Here is a 25,203-nt window from a genome sequence, read left to right on the forward strand (position 1 = left end):
ACGGATGGCAGGAGGTCCTTCGGAGGGATCACAGACCGCTGGTCAGGAGGCCTTGGCAGGCTCCTCGGCCTTCGGCGCGGCGACCGGGGCCGGCTTGGCGGCCTCGTAGAACTCCACGCGCGGGTTCTCCATCGCGCCCAGGGACACGACCTCGCGCTTGAGGAACATCGCCAGGGTCCAGTCCGCGAAGATGCGGATCTTGCGGTTCCAGGTCGGCATCGCCAGACCGTGGTAGCCGCGGTGCATGTACCAGGCGAGACGGCCCTTGAGCTTGATCTTCATCTTGCCCATGACGATCATCGCCACGCCCTTGTGCAGGCCGAGACCGGCGACCGCACCCTTGTTGGCGTGCTCGTAGTCCTTCTGCGGGAAGCCCCGCATGCCGGAGACCACGTTGTCGCCGAGGACCTTGGCCTGGCGCAGCGCGTGCTGGGCGTTCGGCGGGCACCAGGCGTTCTCGTTGCCGGCCTTGCGGCCGACGAGGTCCGGGACCTGGGCGTTGTCGCCGGCGGCCCAGATGTAGTCGGTGCCCTGCACCTGGAGGGTCGTCGCGCAGTCGACGTGGCCGCGCGGGCCGAGGGGCAGGCCGAAGCGGGCCAGGGCCGGGTTGGGCTTGACGCCGGCGGTCCACACGATGGTGTTGGAGTCGACCTCGAGGCCGTTCTTCAGCACGACGTGGCCGTCGACGCAGGAGTCCATGGAGGTGGAGAGGTAGATCTCCACGCCGCGGCTCTCCAGGTGCTCCTTGCCGTACTGGCCGAGCTTGGGGCCGACCTCGGGAAGGATCTTGTCGGCGGCGTCGACGAGGACGAACCGCATGTCCTCGCGGGAGACGTTCTTGTAGTACTTGGCCGCGTCACGGGCCATGTCCTCGACCTCACCGATGGTCTCCGCGCCCGCGAAGCCGCCGCCGATGAAGACGAAGGTGAGCGCCTTGCGGCGGATCTCCTCGTCGGTCGTGGAGTCGGCCTTGTCCAGCTGCTCCAGGACGTGGTTGCGCAGGCCGATGGACTCCTCGATGCCCTTCATGCCGATGCCCTGCTCGGCGAGGCCGGGGATCGGGAAGGTACGGGAGACCGCGCCCATCGCGATGACCAGGTAGTCGAACGGCAGCTCGTACGCCTCGCCCACCAGCGGGGCGATCGTGGCGACCTTGCGGTCCTGGTCGATGGTGGTGACCCGGCCGGTGAGGACCTCCGCCTTCGGCAGCACGCGTCGCAGCGGGACGACGACGTGCCGGGGGGAGATGCTGCCGGCGGCGGCTTCGGGGAGGAAGGGCTGGTAGGTCATGTACGACCGCGGGTCGACGACCGTGACGGTCGCCTCGCCGTAACGCATCTTCTTGAGGATGCGCCGGGCCGCGTAAAGGCCTACGTACCCACCGCCTACTACGAGGATCCTGGGACGCTCCGTGGTGCTCATGGCATCGAGTATCCACCTGCCCCTGAGGGGGTGCTCGTGCGCCCCTTCACAAGGTTCTGAAGCACCTGTGTTAAACTCCGCGCCCCGCGTGACGCAGATCATGTTCCCGAATGGGAACCCTGGCCCCTTCTGACCCGTTGTCAAGGCCACGTGAGCTGCACATCCGGTTCCCGCGAACCTTCGCGCCCGATCCGGCGAAGCCCTTCCGACACCCTTCCGAAACACCCTCGAAATGCTCTCCTGAGCACCTACCAGGGCGGGTTGAGCCCCCGAATGGGCCAATTGGGACGCACCGATCCCCCACCCGGACCGAAATCCTTGTGAAGATGTTCACGAACATTTCCGGACGGGGCCCGCGGAGCGGCGTGTCGGCCGCTCCGCGGGGGTCCTACGCCAGGGACCAGGCGATGCCGTCGAGGATGTCGTGCTCGCTGACCACGACCTCCTCGGCGCCGGTCCGCTCCATGATCGCGAGCAGCACGAGGGCGCCCGCGCCGATGACGTCGACGCGGCCCGGGTGCATCGATCCGATCGCCGCGCGCTCGGCGTGCGTGGAGCGCAGCAGCCACTCGGTGATCTCGCGGACGCGGCTCAGCGGGATCCGGGAGTGGTGGATGCGCGCGGAGTCGTACTCGGGCAGTTCCTGGGCGATCGCGGACACCGTGGTGACCGATCCGGCCAGGCCGACCAGGGTGCGTGCCTCGCGCAGCGGGACGGTCCGCTCGGCGAGGTCCAGGGCGGCCTCGATGTCGGCCCGCATGGCGGCGACCTGCTCCTCGGTGGGCGGGTCGCTCACCTCGCCGCCGTGGACCAGGTGCCGTTCCGTCATGCGCACGCAGCCGACGTCCACCGAGCGGGCGGCCCGCACATGGGCGTCGCCGACGACGAACTCGGTGGAGCCGCCGCCGATGTCCACCACCAGGTAGGGCTTGTCGAGGTGGTCGCGGCCGGCCAGTTCCGCCGTCGCGCCGGTGAAGGAGAACTCCGCCTCCTGGTCACCGGTGATCACCTCGGGCTCGACGCCGAGGATGCCGACGACACCGCGCACGAAGTCGTCGCGGTTCTCGGCGTCCCGGGAGGCGGAGGTGGCGACGAAGCGGAGCCGCTCGGCGCCGTACTCCTTGATGACCTCGGCGTACTCGCGGCACGCGGCGAAGGTCCGCTCCAGCGCCTCGGGGGCGAGCCGGCCGGTGCGGTCGACTCCCTGGCCGAGCCGCACGATCGTCATCCGGCGTTCCAGGTCGGTCAGTTCACCGGTCGCCGGGTCCGCGTCCGCGACGAGCAGGCGGATGGAGTTCGTCCCGCAGTCGATGGCGGCGACGCGGGTCACCGGCCGTCCTCCGCCGGCTCGCCGGCCGCGTCCTCGCCGGGCGCGGCACAGGAGGTCACGCACGGCCCCTTGGCCCACCACTCGGGCAGCATCGCGATCGCCTCGTCGCCGAGCGGGTTGACGCCCGGGCCGGCGGCCAGCGAGTGGGCCACGAGGACGTGCAGGCACTTCACACGGTCCGGCATGCCGCCGGCGCTCGGGAAGCCCGCGAGGACCTCGATCTCGTCACGGCGGCGGATGTAGTCCTCGTGCGCGGCCCGGTAGGCGGCGGCCAGCTCCGGGTCGCTCTGGAGGCGCTCGGTCATCTCCTTCATGACGCCGTTCGCCTCCAGCGTGCCGATCGCCGAGGCGGCGCGCGGGCACGTCAGGTAGAACGTCGTCGGGAAGGGCGTGCCGTCGGGCAGCCGGGGGGCCGTCTCCACGACGTCCGGCTGGCCGCAGGGGCAGCGGTGCGCGATGGCGCGAAGGCCCCGCGGCGGACGGCCGAGCTGCTGCTTGAAGGCCTCTACGTCCGCTTCGGTGGGCTCGGTGTGCGGAGTGGGCGGCGGGGGCGTTTGCATGGGACTGCTTTCAGGGTGGCTTCGTGTCGGTCGCCGGCCGGGGCCGGTCACTGGTCGGAGGCGTCGGACTTGTCGACCCCGTCCCAGACGTTCGCGTACCAGGGCCGGTGGGCACCCTGGAGGTCGGCGCGGGCCTGCCGGGCCGCGCCGGTGTCGATGACGACGTACCCGGTCTCGCCGGGCATCACATAGTGCAGCCGGCGCCGGATCTGCTGCTCGGCGTAGGCGTCGTCCTGCCAGCGCGCCTTGGTGTCGCGCAACTGCTCGACCCGCTCGCGCGCCTGCTCCTGCCGCCGCTGGAGATCGGCGATCTCGGCACGCTGGGAGACGTACTGCCGCATCGGGTAGGCGAGGGCGACGACGAGCGAGCACAGCACCATCGCGAGCAGGGCGGCCCGGCCGGTGAGCCGGGAACGGCGGGCCTGCCGCTTGGTCTGGGAACGGTAGACGCGGGCCGCGGTCTGCTCGCCGAACAGCCGCAGTCTGGTCGCGGTGGAGAAGCGGTCCCGGTCCTTCGCGGCCATGTGGCTTACCGCCTCCCCTTCACCTGTGCTGCACGTGCGTACGTCCCCGGACACGGTACGGGACCGGGTACGGGGACGTACGGACGACTGGCCAAGCCGCGGTTCATCGCGGCCCGGCCCGCCGGAGTGCGGATCAGCCCCTGAAGCGCGGGAAGGCGCTGCGGCCGGCGTACACCGCGGCGTCATCGAGGATCTCCTCGATGCGCAGCAGCTGGTTGTACTTGGCGACGCGGTCCGAGCGGGCCGGGGCGCCGGTCTTGATCTGGCCGCAGTTCACCGCGACGGCGAGGTCGGCGATGGTGACGTCCTCGGTCTCGCCGGAGCGGTGGGACATCATGCACTTGAAGCCGTTGCGCTGGGCCATCTCGACGGCGTCCAGCGTCTCGGTCAGCGAGCCGATCTGGTTGACCTTGACGAGCAGGGCGTTGGCGGAGCCCTCCTCGATGCCGCGGGCCAGGCGCTCGGGGTTGGTGACGAAGAGGTCGTCGCCGACGATCTGGACCTTGTCGCCCAGCTTGTCGGTGATGACCTTCCAGCCGGCCCAGTCGTCCTCGTACAGCGGGTCCTCGATGGAGACCAGCGGGTACGCGGAGACGAGCTCCTCGTAGTACTCGGTCATCTCGGCGGCCGAGCGGGACTTGCCCTCGAACTCGTACTTGCCGTCCTTGTAGAACTCGGACGCGGCGACGTCGAGCGCGAGCGCGATCTGCTCACCGGGGATGTAACCGGCCTGCTGGATGGCCTCGATGATGAGGTCGAGCGCGGCGCGGTTGGACTCCAGGTTCGGGGCGAAGCCGCCCTCGTCGCCCAGGCCGGTGGACAGGCCCTTGGTCTTCAGCACCTTCTTGAGGGTGTGGTAGACCTCGGCGCCCCAGCGCAGGGCCTCGGAGAAGGACTCCGCGCCGATCGGGGCGATCATGAACTCCTGGATGTCCACGTTGGAGTCGGCGTGCGAGCCGCCGTTCAGGATGTTCATCATCGGAACGGGCAGCAGGTGCGCGTTCGGGCCGCCCAGGTAGCGGAACAGCGGCAGGTCGCTGGCCTCGGAGGCGGCGTGGGCGACGGCCAGGGAGACGCCGAGGATGGCGTTGGCGCCGAGCGAGCCCTTGTTGTCGGTGGCGTCCAGGTCGAACATGGCCTGGTCGATCAGGCGCTGTTCGGTGGCGTCGTAGCCGACCAGCTCCGGGCCGATCTGCTCGATGACGGCGAGGACGGCCTTCTCGACACCCTTGCCCTGGTAGCGGTTCGGGTCACCGTCGCGGAGCTCGATGGCCTCGAACGCGCCGGTGGAGGCGCCGGACGGAACGGCGGCACGACCCGTGCTGCCGTCGTCGAGGCCGACCTCGACCTCGACCGTGGGATTGCCTCGGGAGTCCAGGATTTCCCGGGCTACGACGACGTCGATGGACGGCACGAGCATCTCCTTCTTGGGATGTGACGCTGAAAGTGCGGGGCTGGTGTGCCTTGCGACTAGAGCCTAACCGTCCCGGGGTCGTCGGCCGCTGACCGACTGCCCCGTGGACAGGGAGACGGTACCCATTGTTCACTCGCGGAACAAAGGGTTCCCGGACGGGGTCCGGGCGGGGCGGTGGCCGGAAACGGCACCACGCCGGACGGAGGGGGCGAAAAAACCCCGCCCCGGCGCGTGCGGGGGAACACGCGCCGGGGCGGGGAGTGCATGGGCCCGGGACCCCTCATGCGGCGCCCTGCGGGAGGGTCACCGCCGGGCGGGGCCGGTGCCCCGGGGCGCCGGCCGGGTCACTTCAGGTGCAGCTGCTGGCCCGGGTAGATGAGGTCGGCGTTCGCGACGATGTCCTTGTTCAGCTCGAACAGCTTCTTCCAGCCACCCTTGACGGCGTGCTTCTGGGCGATCGAGCCGAGGGTGTCGCCCTTGACGACCTTGTACTCCCCGTCACCCTTCTTCACCTTGGTACCGCTCGGGGTGGTGACGGTCGCGCTCGCGGCCGGACGGGCCGCGGAACGGGAGGCGGCCTGGGTGTCGGTGGAGCGGGTGGCCGTGGCGGTGCCCGACGGGGCCGGGGTGGCCGGGGCGGGGGCGGCCGGGGCGGTGAAGGGGGTGCTGGACAGCCCCGTGCCGCAGGTCGGCCAGGCGCCCTTGCCCTGGGCGGCGAGAACCTTCTCCGCGACGGTGATCTGCTGCGTCCTGGTCGCCTTGTCGGCGGTGGCGGCGTACTGCGTGCCGCCGTAGGCGGCCCAGGTGGAGGCGGAGAACTGCAGACCGCCGTAGTAACCGTTGCCGGTGTTGATGGCCCAGTTGCCGCCGGACTCGCACTGGGCGACGGCGTCCCATTCGGAGCCGGTGGCGGCGGAGGCGTTGCCGGCCGCCATCAGCGGGGCGGCGACGGCGGTGCCGGCGACACCGGCGAATGCGAGGGCACGGACGGCCTTGGACGAACGACGATGCTTGGCCTTGCCGGAGAACAGCATGGATCGATCCCCTCACCGACGCCTGCGAGGTGAGCTGTCGGGTTCGGGCCGGTTGAGTTGCCCGGCCACCCCTTCCCCTGACGGGAAGGCGTGGCTTCACCCCCAGCCGGACGCGGCTTCAACCGCCTTGTCCGGCACTTACCTTGGGTCCCCCGCTCCTGCCTGCGGCGCATGAAGCGTCGACTGTTCCCGGACGGCCACTGGCAGGATTCGGCGTTGCGGCGGCCGGGGCTCGTGGTGACGAGCGGCCTTGACCGTAGGCAGGCGATCGACCGAATCCCAAAGATGATCAGGGCTTCTGAGACTCATCCCACACTTTCACCAAACCGGACATTAGTGGTGAAGTCGGGTCTCAACTCCGGCCGTCGGACGCCCTTTTCGTCACGGAACCTTCAGCGTCTGACCGGGGGCGAGGTTGTTCGGGTCGCCGCCGATGTCCTTCTGGTTCAGGGAGTAGAGGGCGTGCCAGCCGCCGTCGAGGCCAAGGGAGTCGGCGATGGAGCCGAGCGTGTCGCCCTCGTGGACCGTGTAGGAGTCCGAGGCGTGCCGGCCGGAGGAGACGACCCGCCGGGTGCCGTCGGCGTCCGTCTTGACACCCTCGTCCGCGCTGCCGCCGCGGTGGCGGCCGCCGCTGAGGGAACTGGTGTCGACCAGCGCCCAGGAGCCTCCGGTCTGCGCGTCGGCGGTGTCACGGACCGCGGGGGCCGTGGTCGCCGGGCCGTCGGACACCCGGCCGCCGGCGTAGTCCGGCATGACCGGATCCCCGGAACCGGGGGTGTCCACACCCTTGTCGGAGGAGACGGAGCCGGTGCTCTCGCTCGCGCTGGGGGACGGATCGGCCTTCTTGTCCGACCCCTTGGAGGAGGCCGAGGGAGAGGGCGAGGCGTCGGACGTGCCGGACGCGTCGGACCCCTTGTCCGAACCGGACCCGTCGGCGGTCCCGGCGGTGGAACCGCCGTCCGCCGGACCGGAGGTGTCCGAGGCGCCCTGGCCGGCCGAGGTGCCGACGCCCGTGTCGACGTTCACGGAAGCGGAGTCGGCGGTCAGCCCGGACAGCAGGGCGCAGGTGGCCCAGGGGGTCGTCCCCTTGTCGGCCAGGATCTTCTCGGCGACCGAGATCTGCTGCGAACGGCTCGCCTGGTCGGCGGTCTGGGCGTACTGGGAGCCGCCGTAGGTGTTCCAGTCCTCCTGGGAGATCTGGAGGCCGCCGTAGAAGCCGTTGCCGGGGTCGGCGCTCCAGGAACTACCGCTCTCGCACTCGGCCACCTTGTCCCATGTGGTGCCGTCGGCCGCGTGCGCGCTCGCCGCGCCGAGGAGCGGGAGGGCGATGGCCGAGCCGGTGACGCCGGCGGCGACGAGCAGAGCGGGAGCCTGGCGAGGGCGACGGTGACGACCGTTCCCGGAGAGCATGCGGAGGCCTTTCGAGCGACAGCAGGATCGGCGCGGCGGAACGATGCTCCCCACCACACTGATGGGTGAACGTATAGGCATACGAACGCCTGTCACAAGTTCATGCCGCACAGATCACGTGAAGATCACATTACTGACGGCCCGTCATCTTCACTCCGGCACACGGCTGGAGGGGCGGGCGTGAACGCGACGGGCAGTGTGCGCAGGCCTCTCATGATGAGGCCGCCGCGCCAGCGCAGGTCCGCCGGATCGGCCGCGAGCCGCAGGTCGGGCAGCCGGGTCAGCAGGGTGGCCAGCGCGGTCTGGCCCTCCAGCCGGGCGAGCGGGGCGCCGAGGCAGTAGTGGATGCCGTGGCCGTAGCCGAGGTGCTGGTTGTCCCGGCGGGAGAGGTCCAGGACGTCGGGGTCGGCGAACCGCTCCGGGTCGCGGTCGGCCGCGGCGAGCACGACGAGCACCGGGTCGCCTGCGGCGATGTCCTGTCCGCCGATGGTGAGCGGCACGGTGGCGAACCGCCAGGTGGCCAGCTCCACCGGGCCGTCGTAGCGCAGGAGTTCCTCCACGCCGGTCTCCAGCAGGTCCCGCTCCCCCGCGGCGAGGGACCGCTGGAGGCGTTCGCGCTGCCCGGGGTGGGTGAGCAGGGCGTAGGTGCCGTTGCCGATGAGGTTGACGGTCGTCTCGAACCCGGCGAACAGGAGGATGAAGGCCATGGCTGCGGCCTCGTTCTCGGTGAGGTGCTCGCCGTGGTCGGAGGCCCGGATGAGGGCGGAGATGAGGTCCTCGCCCGGGGCCGGCTCGGCGGGCAGCGCCTGCCGCTTGCGGTGGATGAGTTCGGCCAGGTAGCCGCGCATCTTCTTGACGGACCGGGCGACTCCGCCCCGGGGTCCTCCGCCGTGCCGGATCATCATGCCGGCCCAGTCCCGGAAGTCGTCCTGGTCCTCGCGCGGGACGCCGAGCATGTCGCAGATGGCGTAGATGGGGAGCGGGAAGGCGAACTCGTGGATGAGGTCGGCGGACCCGCGCTCGGCGAACCCGTCGATGAGCTGGTCGGTCAGTTCCTGCACCCGGGAGGTGAACTCGGCGACGCGGCGGGGGGTGAACGCTTTGCTGACCAGACGGCGCAGCCGGGTGTGGTCCGGCGGGTCGATGTTCAGCAGATGCGTCATCAGTTCGGCCTTGCGCTCGCCCGGGATGCCGGTCTTGCCCTTGGCGTGCGCGGGCTCGTCGTGATGCGCCGGGTTCTTGCTCAGCCGCTGGTCGGCCAGGGCCTGCTTGGCGTCGGCGTACCGGGTGACCAGCCAGGCGTCCACCCCGCTGGGCAGCTTGGTCCGGTGCACGGGGGCGTGCTCGCGCAGCCAGGCGTAGGCGGGGTAGGGATCGGCGGCGAACTCCCAGGTGAAGAGCTCGGGAGCGGGGGCGCCGGCCTCTGCGGAGGCGCCGGTCCCGGCGGGGCTGCCGGTTCCGGCGGGAGCACCGGTTCCGGCAGGGGCGTCGGGGCCGTCGGGGGTGTCGGGGTTGAGCTGGTCGGTCACCCCTCGACCGTATCCGGACCCGCGCACCCCCTGCCCCGCCGGACCGGCTCCGCTCCCGCGGCTACTCCTGACCGGCGTCCGGGCCGGCGTCCTGGTCGATGTCCGCGTCGGCGTCCACGTCGGCGTGCGACTCGGCGTCGGTGCCCGGTTCCCCCTTCGGTTCCACTCCCTCGCTCGCCCGTATCGCGTCCCGGTACGCCCGGGCCGCCGCGCGCAGGGCCGCCTCGGGATCGATCCCGTCGGCCTCGGCGCGGACGGCCAGCGCCAGCAGTTCGTAGCCGACGCCCTCGCCCTGGGGCACGGGTACGTCCAGGCCGCCCGTCCGGGTGCGCGAGGCGAGCTTGGCGGCGAGGGCGAGACCGGGCTGGCCGAGGGGGACGCCGTCGGTCACCGAGGCGCGCCGCTTCTCCTCGGCCTTGGTGCGCAGCCAGTGCGCCTTGACGTCCTCCGGCGTCTCGGCCTTCTCCTCGCCGAAGACGTGCGGGTGGCGGTGGATGAGCTTGGCGACGATGCCGCCGGCCACGTCGTCGACGGAGAACGGCGCGTCCGGATCCTCCTCGGCGATCCGGGAGTGGAAGACGACCTGGAGCAGGACGTCGCCCAGTTCCTCGCGCAGTTCCTCGCGGTCGCCCGCCTCGATGGCCTCGACGAGCTCGTACGCCTCCTCGATGCCGTACTTGGCCAGACCCCGGTGGGTCTGCCGGGAGGACCAGGGGCACTCCTCGCGGATGCGGTCCATCACCTGCACGAGGTCGAGGAGGCGGGCGCCGGGCAGGTCGTAGGAGGCGGGGAGCAGCTCCAGGTCCGGCATCCGCACCCGGCCGGAACCGGCCAGCCGGGCGAGTCCGTCGGTGAGGGCCGGCTCGCCCTCACCCGTGGCCACGACCACCACCGTCCGCCCGCCGGCGCAGACATCCACCAGGTCCTGCGCGGTGGGCGCCTCCTGCGCCACCGCTATGCCGGCCTCCCGCAGATAGGGCAACTGCGGATGGGCGCCGTCCGCGCACAGCACGCTGTCGGCGGTGCGCAGGGCCTGCCAGGCGGGCCAGGACAGCAGGCCGGGAGCGACCCGGTGGCTCGTGGTCAGCAGGACGATGCGGCCGGGGTCGGTCTCGGCGGTGGTTGCGTTCACGATCCGAACGTAACCCACGGCGCGGACGGACGGGATCCGTTGTCCACAGGCCCGGAGGAGTCCTGTGATCGTAGGACCGGGATCCCGCCGCCGCTCGCCGCCGTACCGTTCCGTCTCCGGAAAGCGCCTGGTCACCGCATGGCGCGGACGATCAGGCCGGCTGCTGTGCCGCCGCGCCCGTCACCTCGCGCACCCACGGCGTGGCGGCGTCCACCCGGCTGCTCTTCTGGACGTCCCAGGCGCCGTAGCGGGGGTTGAGGTCGATGTGGAGCTCCTGGGACGCCTTGGACAGCGCCTTCCAGAAGGCGGGCTGGGAGGTCTCGGTGCCGAGCTTGGCGGCGAGCTTCTGCGCCTCGATCTGGAGGCGCAGGTTGTCGTCCAGGCGTTCGGGCGCGATGCCGTACTTCTGGAGCCAGGCCGTCTGGAGCCCCTGGGAGCCGCCCGCCTGCTGTTCCAGGCCGGCGCGCATCTGCTGGACCTCCTTGCGGGTGACCGTGACGCCCGCGTCCTGGGCGGCGCGGTGCAGCACCCGGTCCAGGACCATGTTGTGCAGGGTGTCCCGGGTCAGGCTGCCGGTCGCGGCGATGACCTGCTGGTACTGGGTGTCGTCCGGGACCGCGGCCCGCTGGGCCGCGCGCACCTCGTTGACGCGGTTCTCCAGCTGGGAGACGGTGATGCGCTGCCCTCCGACGACGGCCGCCGCGCCCGGGTGCGGCTGGCCTCCGCACGCGGTGAGGAGGGGGGCCGCGGCGATCGCGGCGGTGAGGAGGAGCGCGGTGCGACGGCGGCGGTGCAAGGAAACCTCCTGAGGAGATTGCAACGACGGGTGCGGCGCGCCAGCGCCTCCGCCAGGGGTGCTGGTCGGGCGACGGGCGGGCGCACCGAGTCTTGCGGTGATCGATGGTAGGCAGCGGCCCAGCTCAGGCCAACCCATTCGACCAACGATTCACCACGACTTCAGGCACCGCCGCGCCGCCGTCGCCGGCCGGAAAGCGGCCCGGCCGGGCCGCGAGCGGACCGTCAGCCGCGCCGTGTGGTCCGCGCGATCCTTATCGCGGGCCACGCCAGCAGCCCGGTGATGCCCCACAGGAAGCCGGACAGGACGAGCCATCCGCCGGTGCCGAGATCCTTGTCGCCGGACTCGAACACCGTGACGGCGAGGGCCGGGAGGCCGAAGACCACGGCCAGGATGCCCAGCAGGAGCATCCCGATGGTCTGGAGGACGGTGCGCCGCTTGAGGGCGGGGCGGCCGGCGGCCGGGGCGGCCGAGGGGGCCGGCTTCCTCGGCGGCTGCTGCCGGGGCGGCAGCCACACCAGGGCCTGCGAGGGCACGGCGGCGTCGATGGTGGCCAGGGTGTGCGCGTCGATGTCGTACAGGCCGGGCTCCACCTCGACGATGAGGCCGTCGGTGCCGATGAGCCGCCGTCCGCCGTCGGGCCAGCACAGCATGACGGCGCAGGACCGGTAGGGGACGGTCGCCGCGTGCTCGGTGCCGTCCGGCTCCTGTGCCGTCGTGCTGACGCCGTCGGCGCCGACGACCAGTGACCTGCCCTGCCCGCCGTCCTGCCGGAACCTGCGCCCGGTCACCGTGTACACCGACTCCGTGGGGGCCTCCGTGTAGCCGGCCCAGTCGGCGCTGTGCCCGGCGGGCACCTGCATCAGGGCCGTCGTGGCGGCCTCCCGCGCCACCGCGTGCACCTGGTCCGCGGTCACCGCCCGCAGTTCGGCCCTGACGTCGTCCGGGCTGCGGACCGGGCGCCCGGCGAGGAGGTCCTCGGCGCTGCCGGGCAGCCGCTTCGCGGCCGCGTCGGGCGCGGCCAGGGCGGAGTCGAGACGGCCGCGCACCGCGTCCAGGTCCGCCTGCCCGATCCGGCCGGCCTGGAGCCCGGCGAGGACGTCGACGAAGCCGCCCAGGACCGCGTCCTGCTTGTCGGGGAGGGCGTCGGCGAAGGCCGTCACGAGGGCCATGCCGTCGCGGCGGGAGGTGAAGTCGGCGGCAGCGGTGTAGGAGTAGCCGCCCTCCTGGCGCAGGGACCGGGACAGCTCGCGCTCCAGCAGCCCCGCGTACAGCCGGGCGGCGGCGGTGTCGGCGACGACGGCGTCGAGCAGGACACCGCCCTTGCCTTCGGAGAAGTAGGCCGGGGCCTCGGGGAGCGCGGAGGTGACGGCCGGCATGGGCCGGCGCCCGCCGGCGGGCAGCTTCAGCGTCAGCCCGGCCGGCATCCGCTCGCCCGCGATCCACAGCACCGCGTTGCCCTGGGTGAACCAGGTCTGCGCCCAGTGCGTCACGTCCTCGGGGCGCAGGCCCCGCACGCCCCACTCCGGGTAGCTGACCAGGCCGTACCCCTGTGCGCCGTAGCGCCACAGCGGGAGCTGGGCCGAGCCGCGCCGGGCCTCCTCGGTGCGCAGGATCTCCTTCTCGGTCTCCAGGCGCTCCATCGGCAGGTCGCACAGGGAGGCGCAGACGCCCTGGAGGTAGGCGACGACCTCGTGCTCCACGCCCTCCATGTAGAAGTGGGTGAACGCCGCCTTGGTCTCGCCGTTGAAGTGGTAGTCGGCCAGGCCCTGGCGGTGCAGGGCGAGATGCTCGACGAGGTGGGTGACACCGGCCCGGGCCAGCGTCTCGTCGGCGACGCCGACGCGGAAGACGAGTCCGGCGCGCATCGGTCCGGGGGCGTACGCGAAGAGGGTGGGTATGCCGTCGACCTGGGTCGAGTGGATGGCAGCCTGGGGGTTCATCTCCGGCCTCTGTTCGGCGGGTTCGTCGTGGTGCGGGTGCGGGGGGCGGGTCCGGGACGGGCCCGGGCGGCCGCGGCGGCGCTCAGGCCTTGGCGAGGGCCGCGTCGCGGTGCTTGACGAGCGCCTCGGCGGGGTCGCCCAGGTAGCTCCACGGGTACTTGGAGGCGAGGGGGCCGAGGGCGCGGAAACAGGCGGCGGCCCGGGGCAGGTCGCCCACGAGGGAGAACATGGCCGCGAAGACGCTCTGCGCGGTGACCCAGCCGTAGTCGCGCCGGAACTGCGGGTGGAACACGGACCTGTCGGCGGCCTCGGCGAGTTCGGCGTGCACGTGCGGCTGGCGCAGGTAGGCCTCGCGCTCCTGGCCGCGCAGGGCGAGCCGGTGCTCCAGGTGGACCTCGGCCACCATCGCGCCGCTCAGCGCACCCTCGGGGGCGTTCAGCAGGCACTCCCGGGCGAATCCGTGGACCGCCTCCCAGCTCCCGCCCCACTTGGGGCACAGCTGCTGCAACAGCCGTCCCTGGCCGTTGAAGTGATGCGGGTGGTGCGCGGTCAGCCGGTCGTAGCGGCGCCGCGCCTCGTTCTGCCCGAGTTCCAGTCCCATCGCCGTGGTGAGCCGCTCCGCCCAGGCCGCGTCGGACGCCGGGTCGAGCGCCGTGGCCCGGATGAGGGCCTGCTCGGCCCGGCGCAGGTGCGCGTGGAGCGCGGTGAACTGCGCGCGGCTGACCTGCTTCGCGGACGCCGCGGTGCGTATCTCCCAGCCGATGGCCACCTCGCGGGCGCCGAGGACGGTGAGCGCGAGGACGTCGTCGGGGTCGGCGGCGAGGATCTCGCGCATCCATCCCTCGATGCCGGGCACCTCGTCCAGGACCGAGACGAGGAAGCTGCGGCTGACCTCCTGCGGCAGCCCGTCCACGTACCGGCGGACCGACGCCCAGTCACGTGCGGCGGAGACCTGCCGGAGCCAGGCGGCCTCGGGGAAGGCGGAGGCGACCTCGAAGTCGGGTGGCGGCAGAGCGGTACCGGGAGCGAACGACATGCGGCGGATACTAGGCGAGGCCTGTGACAGCGCGCCTCATGGGATCTTCCATACCGTTCCTGTGCAACCTTCCCCGCGCTCCACGGGTCTTGCAGCCGTCACCCGTGGGTCCGGCCCCTACGGGCCCGGTGCCCGGTGGCGGGTCAGCCCCGTACCTGCCCCAGCCACTGCAGGGTCCGGCGGATCTCCACGGCCAGCGGGTGCCCGGGGCCGTGCAGGCGTTCCACGTCCATCAGCAGCCGGGCGAGGGTGTCGTGGGCCGCCGGGCGGTCGCCGAGGGCGAGCAGCAGGTGGCCGATGCGGCGGCGCAGTTCGTGGGCGAGCTGCGGGTCGCCGGAGACGTACTGGTTCTCGTAGTACGGCAGCAGCGCGCGGTACTCGGCGAGCGCGGCGGCCGGTTCGCCGAGCTGCTCCAGGCACTGGGCCGCCTCGTAACGGAAGCGCAGGGACTGCGGATCGGCCTGCCCGGCCTCGGAGCCGCGTTCGTCGGCGAGGCGGCGCAGTTCGGGCAGGGCGCGCCGGTACTGGCCGTCGTCCATGAGGGTGGCCGCGTACTGCTTGCGCAGGGTGCGGACGACCGGGGAGTGCTCGCCGTGCTGTTCGGCGGCGGCGGGCAGGATCGCGCCGAGGATGTCCACGGCCTGGGTGATGCGGCCCTCGCCGAGCAGCCGTTTGACCTCGTCGACGGCCGCGGCGACGTCCGGCTTCCCGGCCGCCGGGGGCTCGGGGACGGCCGGGGCCGGCTGCGGCGCGGGCGTGCGCGCGCGGTCGGGCCAGGGGGCGTGCGGGCGCAGGAACGGCCGGGTGGGGTCGAGGGGTGCCCCGGTCGGGGTGCCGCGCGCGGGCAGGAGCAGCGCCAGATGCTCGTACACCTCCTGCGCGGAGGCGGGGCGGGCCTGCGGGTCCTTGGCGAGCAGGCGCAGGACGAGCGCCTCCAGCGCCTCGGGCACCTCGGGGCGGGTCCGGCGCACGGGCAGCGGGGGCTCGTACAGGTGCCGGTGCAGTACGCCGAGGGCGGTGGAACCGGCGAACGGCACCTCGCCGCTGAGCAGTTCGTGCAGCAGCACGCCGAGCGCGTAGAGGTCGGTGTACGGGCCGACGGCGCCGCCCATCGCCTGCTCGGGTGCCATGTAGGCGGGCGAGCCTATGGGGGAGCCGGTGTGGGTGAGGCGGGTGGTGTCGGTGTCCATGACCGAGGCCACGCCCAGGTCGAGGACGGTGACGGTGCCGTCCTGCTTCACCATCACGTTGCGCGGCTTGAGGTCGCGGTGCACGATCGGCACCGCGTGCACCGCGCTCAGCACGGCGCACAGCTGCGCGGCCACCGCGACCGCCCACTGCCACGGGTAGGGGTCGTGTTCGGCGAGGTGGTCGGAGAGGTCGGCGCCGTCGACGTACTGCATGACGAGGAAGAGCTCCTCGCCCTCGTCGCCGGCGTCGTGCACGGTGACCAGTCCGGGGTGGTCGACCTGGGCGGTCACCCGGCACTCGCGCACGAAGCGGCGGCGCAGTTCGTCCGCCTCCTGCCCGGCCACCTTGTCGGGGCGCAGCAGCTTCACCGCCACCCGCCGGTCGAGCCGCTGGTCGTACGCGGTCCACACCTGGCCCATGCCGCCCTGTCCGATGAGGGTGGACAGCTCGTACCGGCCGGCGACGACACGCCCTTGCGTCACGGTCACCGTCCGCCCTCATGGCCGTCGTGCTTGCGCAGGTAGTCGCTCAGCTCGTCCAGTTCGGCACGCACCTGGTCGATCCGCGCGGGTGCGGGCCGCTGCGGCGGGAGCGCGGACGGCACCGGGGGCGGGGTGCGGGGCGCGGGCGGAGCGGGGGCGGGCATGGGGGAGACCACCGGGGCCTGGGGATGCGTGGTCGCGTACGGCGAAAAGGGTTGCGGAGGAGCGTAGTTCACGCCGGAACCGGGGAACACCGCGTAGGAAGCCAGATGAGCGCGGTGGTGGTGGCGTATGTCCGCCCACAGGAAGTAGGCGACGCAGGCCACGGCGTTCAGCAGCAGGATGACCATGCCCGCGCTGCCTTTCGGCGAGCTGAAGTCGTCGGTGTGGTCGGTGCTGAGGAGGCTGAAGCTGACCCCCATGACCGCCAGCGAGCCCACGAAGACGACCCATTCGCGCCGCTTGCGGGTCACGATCGCCGCCCGGAGCGTCGCGACCCACGCCAGGAAGCCGATGCTGACGATCGGCACCGCCACGAACACCACGCGCAGCAGGAACAGGACGACGGTCCGGGATCGCTTCGGCGGAGGCGGCACATAGCCGTAACCGTGGCCGTGCATGGCTGCTCCTGTGGGCCTGTTGGGGACGGACGTGGGTGCCGGTCCGAGCGTATAGGCCGACAAGGACAACCGGTCCCGGGTTGTACCGAACCGTTGTCGTGCTGATCACACACCGCCTCGCGGCCGTCCCGCCGCCCGAGCTCAGTCCGGCGCGACCGTCCCGTCCGTCAGCCCGTCGTACATCCCGCGCACCAGCTGCTCCCCGAGCCTGCTCGCCCGGCGCAGCGCCCGCTCGAACGCGTCCAGGTCCCTGAACCTTGCCCCGTAGCGCCACTGTTCGTCCAGCGACAGCCGGGGCAGCTGGAGCCGGCGCACGTCCAGCCGGGTGGCGGTGGACGCGTAGCTGCTGGCCTGGCGGTTGTTGGCGGTGCCGCGCAGGAACCCGGCGAGGAACCAGGGGTCGAGCGCGGCGGGATCGGGGCGCAGCAGCACGAGGTTGCGGCCGAGGACGGCACCGGCCGACTCCTCGTCGACCACACGGGCCATCGAACCGCCGCCGAGCACCGGTACGACGATGTCGCCCGCCTCGGTCAGCACCGCCTCCTCGTCGCTCTCCGGGAGCGTCCCGGAGGGTCCCGTGCCGGCGAGGACGTCGTGGTCGGTGAGGACGGGCACACGCGCGGATCCGCCGTTGCCCCCGGTACGCATCACCAGTGCTCCCCCGCGGGCGAGTTCACCGACGGTGGTGAGCGGCCAGCGCGCGGGCGGCGCGGGGACGGCGGCCGGCGGGGTGAGCTCGGTGGTCAGCCGCAGGGTGGTGCCGAGGCGCTCGCGTACGGCGGTGAGCTGCTCGGCCCCGTCGGCCGCGGCGGGCGGCAGATGGCGGGCGGGGGCCAGGTCGACGTCGTCGTCGAGGAGTTCGATGACCGGCACGGACCGCGCGAGGCCGGGCCTCTGCGCTGTCCGCCCCTCCCGGTCGAAGGCGCGCCAGGTGTCCAGGACGGCGTCCCGGACGGCCTGCCAGTCCGGGCCGCCGCGCGCCTCGCCGGCGAACCGCCCGGTGTCCACGAGCAGCACCTCGGGCGCGGCGGGCGTACGGTCCGGGCGGCGCAGCACCCACACGTGCAGCGGGATGTTGTACGGCGGCGCGGCCCCGACCGGCAGCGCGACCACGGCCCGCAGCGCGCCCCGGCGCAGCAGGTCGGCGCGGATCCGGCGCCCGGAGCGGCGGGAGGCGGCGGCGGGCGGCATGAGCAGCACGGCGGTGCCGCCGTCGGCGAGCCGGGCCAGCGCGTGCTGCACCCAGGCCAGTTCGGACTCGGTGCGGGCCGGGAAGCCGTACTCCCAGCGGGGGTCGTAGGCGAGTTCGTCGTGGCCCCAGTTGCGTTCGTTGAACGGCGGGTGGCACACCACGGCGTCGGCGCGCAGCTGCGGGAAGGCGTCGGCGCGCAGGGAGTCGCCTGCGGCGCCGCGGACGGCGGCACGGGTGTGCAGGGCGAGCCTGAGCGCGGTGAGCGCGGCGAGTTCGGGGGTGCTGTCCTGGGCGTACAGCTCCTGGCCGGGGCGGCTGTCCACGGAGCGCAGCAGGGCGCCGGTGCCGCAGGCCGGGTCCAGGACGCTGCGCGCGGGGCCGGCGAGGTCGGCCATGAGGCGGGCGAGTTCGGCCGGGGTCAGGGTGTACTGGCGCGGGTTGGCGTCCAGGTGGCGGCCCAGCAGGAACTCGAACGCCTGCCGCGCCCCTGACTCGGCGGCCAGTTCGGCGGCGCCGCGCAGGAGGGGCACCGAGGGCAGGAGCCGGTCGGCGGTGGGCGTGCGCACCACGGGTCCGGTGGGCTCGGTGGCGCCGGAGGCGGTGAGACCGGGCGCGGTGCCGCCGGTCGGCGGCGGGGTGTTCGCGGTCCCCGGCGCCGGGAGGCCGGGCCCCGCACCCCCGGCCGCGATGCCGAAGCGCGGGCCGAGCACCTGGTCCAGCGCGCCGGGCAGCGCCGCGGCGAGACGCTCGTCGGAGCCCGCGCCGAGGTCCAGCCAGACGGTGGGGCGTTCATGGATGAGCAGCAGGACGCAGCCCACGTGCACCAGCGCGGTGACGGGCCCGTCGGGATGGCCGGCCAGTTGCTGCCAGACGCGCTCCCGCAGCGGGACCTCGGCGAGCTTGCCCTGCTTGCGCAGCCAGCCCTCCACCTCGGCGAGGGCGAAGGACGGGCTGGTCTCGGTGCCCCCGACGGGCTTGGGGAAATCGGCGTGCCGGCGGCGCCAGTTGCTCACGGCGGCGCGGCCCACTCCGGCGAGCCGCGCGATACCGGCGGCGGTCACCTCTGTCGCGTTGTCCTGCACCGGCCCCACTCCCCTCGTCCCATGTGTGCACCGAGCATACCGACGTACACATTCCACACGCATTCACGTGCGTGTACGGGGAGTTCACTGTGAACCGTGTTGACTCGGTTCACAGACTCTGTTCTTATTGACCCAGCGAACGAGCGGCCAGCCGAGGGGGCGGTCGCCGCATCGGGAGGGGGACCCGTCATGGGCATGAAGGGCAAGATCGCGCTGGGCGCCGTCGTGGGCTTCGTGGTCATCGGTGCCGTGTCGGCGAACGCCGGACACGACAGCAAGGACGGCGGCACCAAGGACAGTTCGGCCACCGCCGACCAGAAGCCCGGGGCGGGCAGGTCCTCGGGGGGCGCGAAGGGGGCCGCGAAGAAGGCCGCCTTCGACGGGGACGGCGACTTCACGGTCGGCTCCGACGTCAAGCCCGGCACCTACCGCACCACCGGCAACACCGACGACATGTGTTACTGGGAGCGCGACAAGGACTCCTCGGGCGAGATGAACTCCACGCTCGCCAACGACAACGTCACCGGCACGAGCTACGTGACCGTCAAGGCCACGGACAAGCTGTTCAAGTCCAGCGGCTGCAAGGACTGGGAGGCCGTCGACCCGAAGGCGAAGGGCACGCCCGCCGCCTCCATGGCCGGCGACGGGGGCATGTTCAAGGTCGGTCCGGACATCGAGCCGGGCACCTACCGCTCGACCGGGAACGCCGACGACTCCTGCTACTGGGAGCGCACCAAGGACGCCGAGCACGGCCTCGACTCGATCATCGCCAACGACAACGTGACCGGGAACGCCGTCGTCACCATCCGCTCCACGGACGCCTACTTCAAGACGACCGGCTGCGGGAAGTGGAAGAAGACCGCCTGACGGCCGCCCCGCCGCGCCGTCGCGCCCGGCACCCCGGGCACGCTCGCGGCGCGGGACGCCCGACGGGCTCCCGCGCCGCGACGGCCCGCCTCAACCCCCCGCTCGGACAAAGGCCTTACATCCGGTCAAGGCCGCCCGGAAAAGAACACACCACGCTCAACGCATAATGTTCCTTTTTTGAACGACTCCCCCAAGGATTCCCCATGCGCGTCACGTCCCGCTTCGCCAAGACCCTCGCCGTCGCGGCGCTCCCGCTCGCCCTGGCCGCCTGCTCCACCGGCACGGACTCCTCGGCGAAGCCCGAGAAGGCCGCGAAGGCCGCGGACCCGAACGCGGGCCTGCTGACGGGCACGCAGCTGAAGGCGGCCCTGCCGAAGTCGGTCACCCCGGCGTCCCTCCTCCCCGTCAAGGGCGGTTCGCCCGACAGCGGCGACGACTTCATGGACCAGTCCCCGCGCAGCACGGCCAAGCCGAAGTGCTCGGACTTCGAGAGCAACGCCTGGCCCAGCCTGAGCGGTTACCAGGGCGGCGTGTCGTTCGCCCAGGGCGACTTCGTGAACAAGGCCCAGACCGAGGAGATCGCCGACGAGATCGACGCGTTCCAGGGGGAGACCGCGAAGTCGGTCATGAAGGGCATCCGGGACGCCGTCGCCGCGTGCCCCACGTTCACGGACACCGACGCCCACGCCCAGGTCAAGGCCGAGGGCCACGCCGCGCCCGGGCTCGGTGACGAGGCCTACACCATCCGCCTCACCAGCCCCCGCTTCGAGAACGGCTCCACCCTGGTGGCCGCCCGCGTGGGCAACTCGGTCGCCACCGTGATGTCCACGGCCGGCAACGACGACGGCGCCGCCACCGCCGGCGCCGTGATCACCCACATCGTGGACGCGCTGAAGGCCAAGGCCGCCAAGTCCTGACCCGGGGGAACGGCAGGGGCCGACGGGTGCGCACCACCCGCCGGCCCCTTTCCCGCACCCGGGTCCGTGTCACGGACCCGGCGCGGCTCAGCGCGCGTGGAAGCGGGCCGGCGCCTCGGTCGGATTGCCGCCCGACGGCAGCTTCTCGCCCGGGCAGGAGGAGAGCACGTCCTTCATCGCGGCCTTCTCGCCCGAGGTCACCCACAGGCCGTACTTCTTCTTCACGGCGACCTGCGCGGCGACGTAGTCGCAGCGGTACGACTTGTTCGGCGGCACCCAGGTGGCCGTGTCGCCGTCCCCCTTGCCCCGGTTGGTGCTCGCGTCGACCGCGATCAGATTGAGGGGATCGTTGGCCAGCGCGATGCGCTTGGCCGGCGCCCAGTACTTGGCGCCCTTCTGCCAGGCGTCGGACAGGGCGACGACGTGGTCGATGTCGACCAGGCTGCGGCCGCGCCGGTAGGTGACGTCCTTGCCGGAGTAGGGGTCCGGGTCCAGCAGGCCGTAGGTGACCTTGCAGGTGCCGCCGGTGAACTTCACCGACTTCAGGTCGCGCTTGAGGATGTCGTCGCGGGTGTCGCAGGAGTTGGAGTCGGTGTCGGCCCAGGCGGTGCCGAACCGCTCCCTGGAGTAACCCGTCTTCGGCGCGCGGCCCTTGACGGGCAGCGCCTCGGCCGCGGACAGGGCGGCCCCGCCGCTCCCCTGCCCGCCGGGTCCGGCGGCCCCCTTGGTGCCGTCCGCCTTGCAGCCCGTCGCGGCCGCCAGCACGATCAGCGCGACGGCCGCCCCTCCCCTCAGACGCGACACGCGCGTTCCCCCTCAGTCGCCCTGGCCCGCCCCCGCTCACGGGGCGGATCGTTCCGCCTTCCACCGTAACCGCCCCACGGCTCCGAGCAGATGGCGCCTTAACCGGCATACCGGGACGAACAGGACCGCTCCGGGGATGTGTTCCGCCGCGGAGAAGCAGAGGGGAGCGGGACCCGGCGGTCCCGCCCCCCCCTGCCCCCGGGGTGCGACGCCGCGCGCCGGGGTTACGGCGGGCGACGGCAGCGACGGCGGGGGTGGCGGCGCGGCGGCGCGGCGGCGCTACGACCCCAGCACCGAGGCGAGGAACTCCCCGACCCAGCCCAGCAGTTCCCGTCCGACCAGCGGCTTGCCGCCGACCTTGGCCGTCTTCGGGCGCGGGACCAGCACCTGGTGCACGGCCGGCTTGATGACGGTGCCCGGGTACAGACGCTTGAGGCGCAGCTCCTGCGACTCGCGCAGCTCCACCGGCGCGAAGCGGATGTTGGTGCCCTGCAGGACGATCTCGCCGACGCCGCAGGCCCGCGCGAGCATCCGCAGCCCGGCCACCAGCAGCAGGTTCTCCACCGGCTCGGGCAGCTTGCCGTAGCGGTCGGTGAGCTCCTCGCGGACGGCCTTGATGTCCTCCTCGGAGTTGGCCGAGGCGATGGCCCGGTAGGCCTGCAGGCGCAGCCGCTCGCCGGGCGCGTAGTCGTGCGGGACGTGCGCGTCGACGGGCAGCTCGATCTTGACCTCGAGCGGCGGCTCCTCCTCGGCGCCGCCGGACTCCAGCTGGCGCCGGTAGTCGGCGACGGCCTCGCCGACCATGCGGACGTACAGGTCGAAGCCGACGCCCGCGATGTGGCCGGACTGCTCGCCGCCGAGCAGGTTGCCGGCGCCGCGGATCTCCAGGTCCTTCATGGCCACGTACATGCCGGCGCCCATCTCGGTGTGCTGGGCGATGGTCGCGAGCCGCTCGTGCGCGGTCTCCGTCAGGGGCTTCTCCGGCGGGTACAGGAAGTACGCGTAGCCGCGCTCGCGGCCGCGGCCCACCCGGCCGCGCAGCTGGTGGAGCTGCGACAACCCGAAGTTGTCGCCGCGCTCGACGATCAGGGTGTTGGCGTTGGAGATGTCGATGCCGGACTCGACGATCGTCGTGGAGACGAGCACGTCGAACTTCTTCTCCCAGAAGTCCACGACGACCTGCTCCAGGGCCTGTTCGGACATCTGGCCGTGGGCGGTGGCGATGCGCGCCTCGGGCACGATCTCGCGCAGCCGGGCGGCGGCACGGTCGATGGACTCGACGCGGTTGTGGATGTAGAAGACCTGGCCCTCGCGCAGCAGTTCGCGGCGGATCGCGGCGCCGATCTGCTTCTCCTCGTAGGGGCCGACGAAGGTCAGGACGGGGTGCCGCTCCTCCGGCGGGGTGGTGATCGTGGACATCTCGCGGATGCCGGTGACCGCCATCTCCAGGGTGCGCGGGATCGGGGTGGCGGACATGGTCAGCACGTCGACGTTGGCGCGGAGCTTCTTCAGCTGCTCCTTGTGCTCGACGCCGAAGCGCTGCTCCTCGTCGACGATGACCAGGCCGAGGTCCTTGAACTTGGTCTCCGAGGAGAACAGGCGGTGGGTGCCGATGACGACGTCCACCGAACCCTCCTTCAGCCCCGCCAGGACGGCCTTCGCCTCGGCGTCGGTCTGGAAGCGGGACAGGGCCTTCACGTTCACCGGGAACTGCGAGTACCGGTCGGAGAACGTGCCGAAGTGCTGCTGCACCAGCAGGGTGGTGGGCACGAGGACGGCGACCTGCTTGCCGTCCTGGACGGCCTTGAAGGCGGCGCGGACCGCGATCTCGGTCTTGCCGTAGCCGACGTCGCCGCAGATCAGGCGGTCCATGGGGACGGACTTCTCCATGTCCTCCTTGACCTCGGCGATGGTGGTGAGCTGGTCGGGGGTCTCCGCGTAGGGGAAGGCGTCCTCCAGCTCGCGCTGCCAGGGCGTGTCGGGGCCGAAGGTGTGGCCGGGGGCGGCCATGCGGGCGCTGTAGAGCTTGATGAGGTCGGCGGCGATCTCCTTGACCGCCTTCTTCGCTCGCGCCTTGGTCTTCGTCCAGTCCGCGCCGCCCAGGCGGTGCAGGGTGGGCGCCTCGCCGCCGACGTACTTGGTGATCTGCTCCAGCTGGTCGGTGGGGATGTAGAGGCGGTCGCCGGGCTGGCCGCGCTTGGCGGGGGCGTACTCCACGACCAGGTACTCGCGGGTGGCGCCCTGCACGGTGCGCTGCACCATCTCGATGTAGCGGCCCACGCCGTGCTGCTCGTGGACGATGTAGTCGCCCTGCTCCAGGGTGAGCGGGTCGATGGTCTTGCGGCGGCGGGCCGGCATCCGGGCGCCGTCCTTGCCGGCCGCCTTCTGCCCGGACAGGTCGGTCTCGGTGAGGACGGCGAGCTTGAGCACCGGGTCGACGAAGCCGTAGTCGATCGAGCCGCACGCGACGTGCACGAGGGACGGGCTCAGCTCGCCGAGGTCGGCGTCGAGACGGGCCGCGATGCCCTCGCCGCCGAGGACCTCGGTGGTGCGGGCCGCCGGGCCGTGGCCCTCGGTGACGAAGACGGTGCGCCAGCCGTCGGCGAGCCGGCCCTTGGTGTCGGCGAGGGCTCTGGCGGTGTCGCCCCGGTACAGCTCGGTGGCGTGCATGCCGAGCTTGAGCGTGTCGCCGTCGCCCGGCCCGCCTGCGGGACCGGTGAGCGCCTCGTCGGCGGCGAACGGCGACACCGACCACCACATCATGTCCAGCTCGCGCGCGCGGTCGCGGACGTCGGCGATGGACCGCAGGGAAGCGGCGCCGACATCGATGGGGGCCTCGCCGCCGCCCGCGGTGGCCGCCCAGGACGCCTGGAGGAACTCCTGCGAGGTGGCCACGAGGTCCGCGGCGCGCGTGCGGACCCGCTCCGGGTCGCAGACGACGGCCATGGCGCCCTTGGGCAGCACGTCCAGCAGCAGCTCCATGTCGTCCACGAGCACCGGGGCCAGGGACTCCATGCCCTCCACGGCGATGCCCTCGGCGATCTTGCCGAGCAGTTCGCCCAGTTCGGGGTGTTCCTCGGCGAGCGCACGCGCGCGGCCGCGGACGTCCTCGGTGAGGAGCAGTTCGCGGCAGGGCGGCGCCCACAGGCCGTGGTCGGCGACTTCGAGGGAGCGCTGGTCGGCGACCTTGAAGTAGCGGATCTCCTCGACGTCGTCGCCCCAGAACTCGACGCGCAGGGGGTGTTCCTCGGTCGGCGGGAACACGTCCAGGATGCCGCCGCGGACGGCGAACTCGCCGCGCTTCTCGACCAGCTCCACGCGCGCGTAGGCGGCGGCCGCGAGGGCTTCCACGATCTCGTTCAGATCGGCGGTCTGCCCGGTGCGCAGGGACACCGGTTCCAGGTCGCCGAGGCCCTTGACCTGCGGCTGGAGCACGGACCGTACGGGTGCGACGACGACGGAGACCGGGCCGGTCTCGGGGTCGTCGGGGCGGGGGTGCGCGAGGCGGCGCAGGACGGCGAGGCGGCGGCCGACGGTGTCGCTGCGGGGGCTGAGGCGCTCGTGCGGCAGGGTCTCCCAGGAGGGGTACTCCACGACGCCCTCGGAGGGCAGCAGCGAGCGCAGGGCCGCCGCGAGGTCCTCGGCCTCACGGCCCGTCGCGGTGACGGCGAGGACGGGGCGCGCGGACTCGCGGGCGAGAGCGGCGATGGCGAAGGGGCGGGCCGCCGGGGGGCCGACGAGGTCGACGTGCATGCGGTTGCCGTCCTCGGCCGCGGTGATCGCTTCCGCGAGGGCGGCGTCCTTGACGACGGCGTCGAGCAGACCGTGCAGGCTCATGGAGGGGCTTTCCGTCGAGGGTGGGCAACACGAACGGCCCGACTCGTGGAACGGGCCGGGGGTCTCCAGCGTACGACTCCA

General features: G+C 72.5%; 19 protein-coding genes and 1 riboswitch. Of the genes, 2 read left to right on the plus strand and 17 right to left on the minus strand.

The window, feature by feature from the left end:
* Positions 1 to 42: 42 nt before the first annotated feature.
* The 15 genes from ACIPRD_RS22100 to ACIPRD_RS22170 form a co-directional block, all read right to left on the minus strand.
* Positions 43 to 1,422, minus strand: coding sequence for an NAD(P)/FAD-dependent oxidoreductase (locus ACIPRD_RS22100; protein WP_356406181.1), 1,380 nt, complete (start codon positions 1,420 to 1,422; stop codon positions 43 to 45).
* A gap of 388 nt (positions 1,423 to 1,810) precedes the next feature.
* Entirely contained in the window at positions 1,811 to 2,752 is a 942-nt protein-coding gene (locus ACIPRD_RS22105; RefSeq protein ID WP_401565289.1) for an exopolyphosphatase, read from the minus strand.
* A complete protein-coding gene (locus tag ACIPRD_RS22110; protein ID WP_356406185.1) occupies positions 2,749 to 3,312 on the minus strand; it encodes a DUF501 domain-containing protein in 564 nt (187 codons plus the stop codon). Before ACIPRD_RS22110 ends, ACIPRD_RS22105 begins: the two co-directional genes overlap by 4 nt.
* A 47-nt stretch (positions 3,313 to 3,359) precedes the next feature.
* Positions 3,360 to 3,836, minus strand: a complete 477-nt coding sequence (locus ACIPRD_RS22115; RefSeq protein WP_356406187.1) for a septum formation initiator family protein — start codon at positions 3,834 to 3,836, stop codon at positions 3,360 to 3,362.
* 133 nt (positions 3,837 to 3,969) lie between these two features.
* Positions 3,970 to 5,256, minus strand: a complete 1,287-nt coding sequence (eno, locus tag ACIPRD_RS22120; protein WP_356406189.1) for a phosphopyruvate hydratase — start codon at positions 5,254 to 5,256, stop codon at positions 3,970 to 3,972.
* A gap of 338 nt (positions 5,257 to 5,594) precedes the next feature.
* Positions 5,595 to 6,284: a transglycosylase family protein gene (locus ACIPRD_RS22125; protein WP_401565293.1), complete on the minus strand. Its 690-nt coding sequence runs from the start codon at positions 6,282 to 6,284 to the stop codon at positions 5,595 to 5,597.
* A 4-nt stretch (positions 6,285 to 6,288) separates the two neighbouring features.
* A riboswitch (cyclic di-AMP (ydaO/yuaA leader) is annotated at positions 6,289 to 6,464 on the minus strand.
* Between the two features lie 201 nt (positions 6,465 to 6,665).
* A complete protein-coding gene (locus ACIPRD_RS22130) occupies positions 6,666 to 7,694 on the minus strand; it encodes a transglycosylase family protein (protein WP_401565296.1) in 1,029 nt (342 codons plus the stop codon).
* A gap of 125 nt (positions 7,695 to 7,819) precedes the next feature.
* A complete protein-coding gene (locus ACIPRD_RS22135; protein ID WP_401565298.1) occupies positions 7,820 to 9,223 on the minus strand; it encodes a cytochrome P450 in 1,404 nt (467 codons plus the stop codon).
* Between the two features lie 61 nt (positions 9,224 to 9,284).
* A complete protein-coding gene (locus tag ACIPRD_RS22140; RefSeq protein ID WP_401565301.1) occupies positions 9,285 to 10,355 on the minus strand; it encodes a nucleoside triphosphate pyrophosphohydrolase in 1,071 nt (356 codons plus the stop codon).
* A gap of 151 nt (positions 10,356 to 10,506) precedes the next feature.
* Positions 10,507 to 11,151: a SurA N-terminal domain-containing protein gene (locus tag ACIPRD_RS22145; RefSeq protein ID WP_356406200.1), complete on the minus strand. Its 645-nt coding sequence runs from the start codon at positions 11,149 to 11,151 to the stop codon at positions 10,507 to 10,509.
* 224 nt (positions 11,152 to 11,375) lie between these two features.
* Positions 11,376 to 13,094, minus strand: coding sequence for a M16 family metallopeptidase (locus ACIPRD_RS22150; protein ID WP_401565304.1), 1,719 nt, complete (start codon positions 13,092 to 13,094; stop codon positions 11,376 to 11,378).
* Between the two features lie 82 nt (positions 13,095 to 13,176).
* Positions 13,177 to 14,130, minus strand: coding sequence for a hypothetical protein (locus ACIPRD_RS22155; protein ID WP_401565307.1), 954 nt, complete (start codon positions 14,128 to 14,130; stop codon positions 13,177 to 13,179).
* A 143-nt stretch (positions 14,131 to 14,273) separates the two neighbouring features.
* Entirely contained in the window at positions 14,274 to 15,767 is a 1,494-nt protein-coding gene (locus ACIPRD_RS22160) for a protein kinase domain-containing protein (RefSeq protein ID WP_356406481.1), read from the minus strand.
* Between the two features lie 38 nt (positions 15,768 to 15,805).
* Positions 15,806 to 16,423 (minus strand): hypothetical protein, encoded by a 618-nt coding sequence (locus ACIPRD_RS22165; protein ID WP_356406207.1) that lies wholly within the window; start codon positions 16,421 to 16,423, stop codon positions 15,806 to 15,808.
* A 141-nt stretch (positions 16,424 to 16,564) separates the two neighbouring features.
* Complete coding sequence (locus ACIPRD_RS22170; protein ID WP_401565310.1) at positions 16,565 to 18,697, minus strand: N-6 DNA methylase; 2,133 nt, start codon at positions 18,695 to 18,697, stop codon at positions 16,565 to 16,567.
* A 189-nt stretch (positions 18,698 to 18,886) separates the two neighbouring features.
* Here ACIPRD_RS22170 and ACIPRD_RS22175 point away from each other — a divergent pair, with 189 nt between their 5' ends.
* Positions 18,887 to 19,564, plus strand: a complete 678-nt coding sequence (locus ACIPRD_RS22175; protein WP_401565313.1) for a hypothetical protein — start codon at positions 18,887 to 18,889, stop codon at positions 19,562 to 19,564.
* Positions 19,565 to 19,767: 203 nt separating this feature from the next.
* The gene (locus tag ACIPRD_RS22180; protein ID WP_401565315.1) at positions 19,768 to 20,481 is read left to right on the plus strand and encodes a hypothetical protein; all 714 of its coding nucleotides are present in this window, start codon (positions 19,768 to 19,770) and stop codon (positions 20,479 to 20,481) included.
* A gap of 87 nt (positions 20,482 to 20,568) precedes the next feature.
* Here the strand turns inward: ACIPRD_RS22180 and ACIPRD_RS22185 are convergent, their stop codons facing one another.
* Positions 20,569 to 21,285, minus strand: coding sequence for an HNH endonuclease family protein (locus ACIPRD_RS22185; RefSeq protein ID WP_356406215.1), 717 nt, complete (start codon positions 21,283 to 21,285; stop codon positions 20,569 to 20,571).
* A 279-nt stretch (positions 21,286 to 21,564) separates the two neighbouring features.
* Entirely contained in the window at positions 21,565 to 25,122 is a 3,558-nt protein-coding gene (gene mfd, locus ACIPRD_RS22190; protein ID WP_356406217.1) for a transcription-repair coupling factor, read from the minus strand.
* Between the last annotated feature and the right edge of the window lie 81 nt (positions 25,123 to 25,203).

It is taken from the genome of Streptomyces sp. NPDC090108, assembly GCF_044747185.1.
In the GTDB taxonomy this organism is placed as follows: Bacteria; Actinomycetota; Actinomycetes; order Streptomycetales; family Streptomycetaceae; genus Streptomyces.

Excerpts from the sequence above, each read along its gene's own strand:
- ACIPRD_RS22180 (WP_401565315.1), top strand. The coding sequence starts at position 19,768 with ATGCGCGTCACGTCCCGCTTCGCCAAGACCCTCGCCGTCGCGGCGCTC.
- ACIPRD_RS22100 (WP_356406181.1), bottom strand. The coding sequence starts at position 1,422 with ATGAGCACCACGGAGCGTCCCAGGATCCTCGTAGTAGGCGGTGGGTAC.
- ACIPRD_RS22115 (WP_356406187.1), bottom strand. The coding sequence starts at position 3,836 with ATGGCCGCGAAGGACCGGGACCGCTTCTCCACCGCGACCAGACTGCGG.
- ACIPRD_RS22110 (WP_356406185.1), bottom strand. The coding sequence starts at position 3,312 with ATGCAAACGCCCCCGCCGCCCACTCCGCACACCGAGCCCACCGAAGCG.
- eno (WP_356406189.1), bottom strand. The coding sequence starts at position 5,256 with ATGCTCGTGCCGTCCATCGACGTCGTCGTAGCCCGGGAAATCCTGGAC.
- ACIPRD_RS22125 (WP_401565293.1), bottom strand. The coding sequence starts at position 6,284 with ATGCTGTTCTCCGGCAAGGCCAAGCATCGTCGTTCGTCCAAGGCCGTC.
- mfd (WP_356406217.1), bottom strand. The coding sequence starts at position 25,122 with ATGAGCCTGCACGGTCTGCTCGACGCCGTCGTCAAGGACGCCGCCCTC.
- ACIPRD_RS22175 (WP_401565313.1), top strand. The coding sequence starts at position 18,887 with ATGGGCATGAAGGGCAAGATCGCGCTGGGCGCCGTCGTGGGCTTCGTG.
- ACIPRD_RS22150 (WP_401565304.1), bottom strand. The coding sequence starts at position 13,094 with ATGAACCCCCAGGCTGCCATCCACTCGACCCAGGTCGACGGCATACCC.
- ACIPRD_RS22165 (WP_356406207.1), bottom strand. The coding sequence starts at position 16,423 with ATGCACGGCCACGGTTACGGCTATGTGCCGCCTCCGCCGAAGCGATCC.
- ACIPRD_RS22155 (WP_401565307.1), bottom strand. The coding sequence starts at position 14,130 with ATGTCGTTCGCTCCCGGTACCGCTCTGCCGCCACCCGACTTCGAGGTC.
- ACIPRD_RS22130 (WP_401565296.1), bottom strand. The coding sequence starts at position 7,694 with ATGCTCTCCGGGAACGGTCGTCACCGTCGCCCTCGCCAGGCTCCCGCT.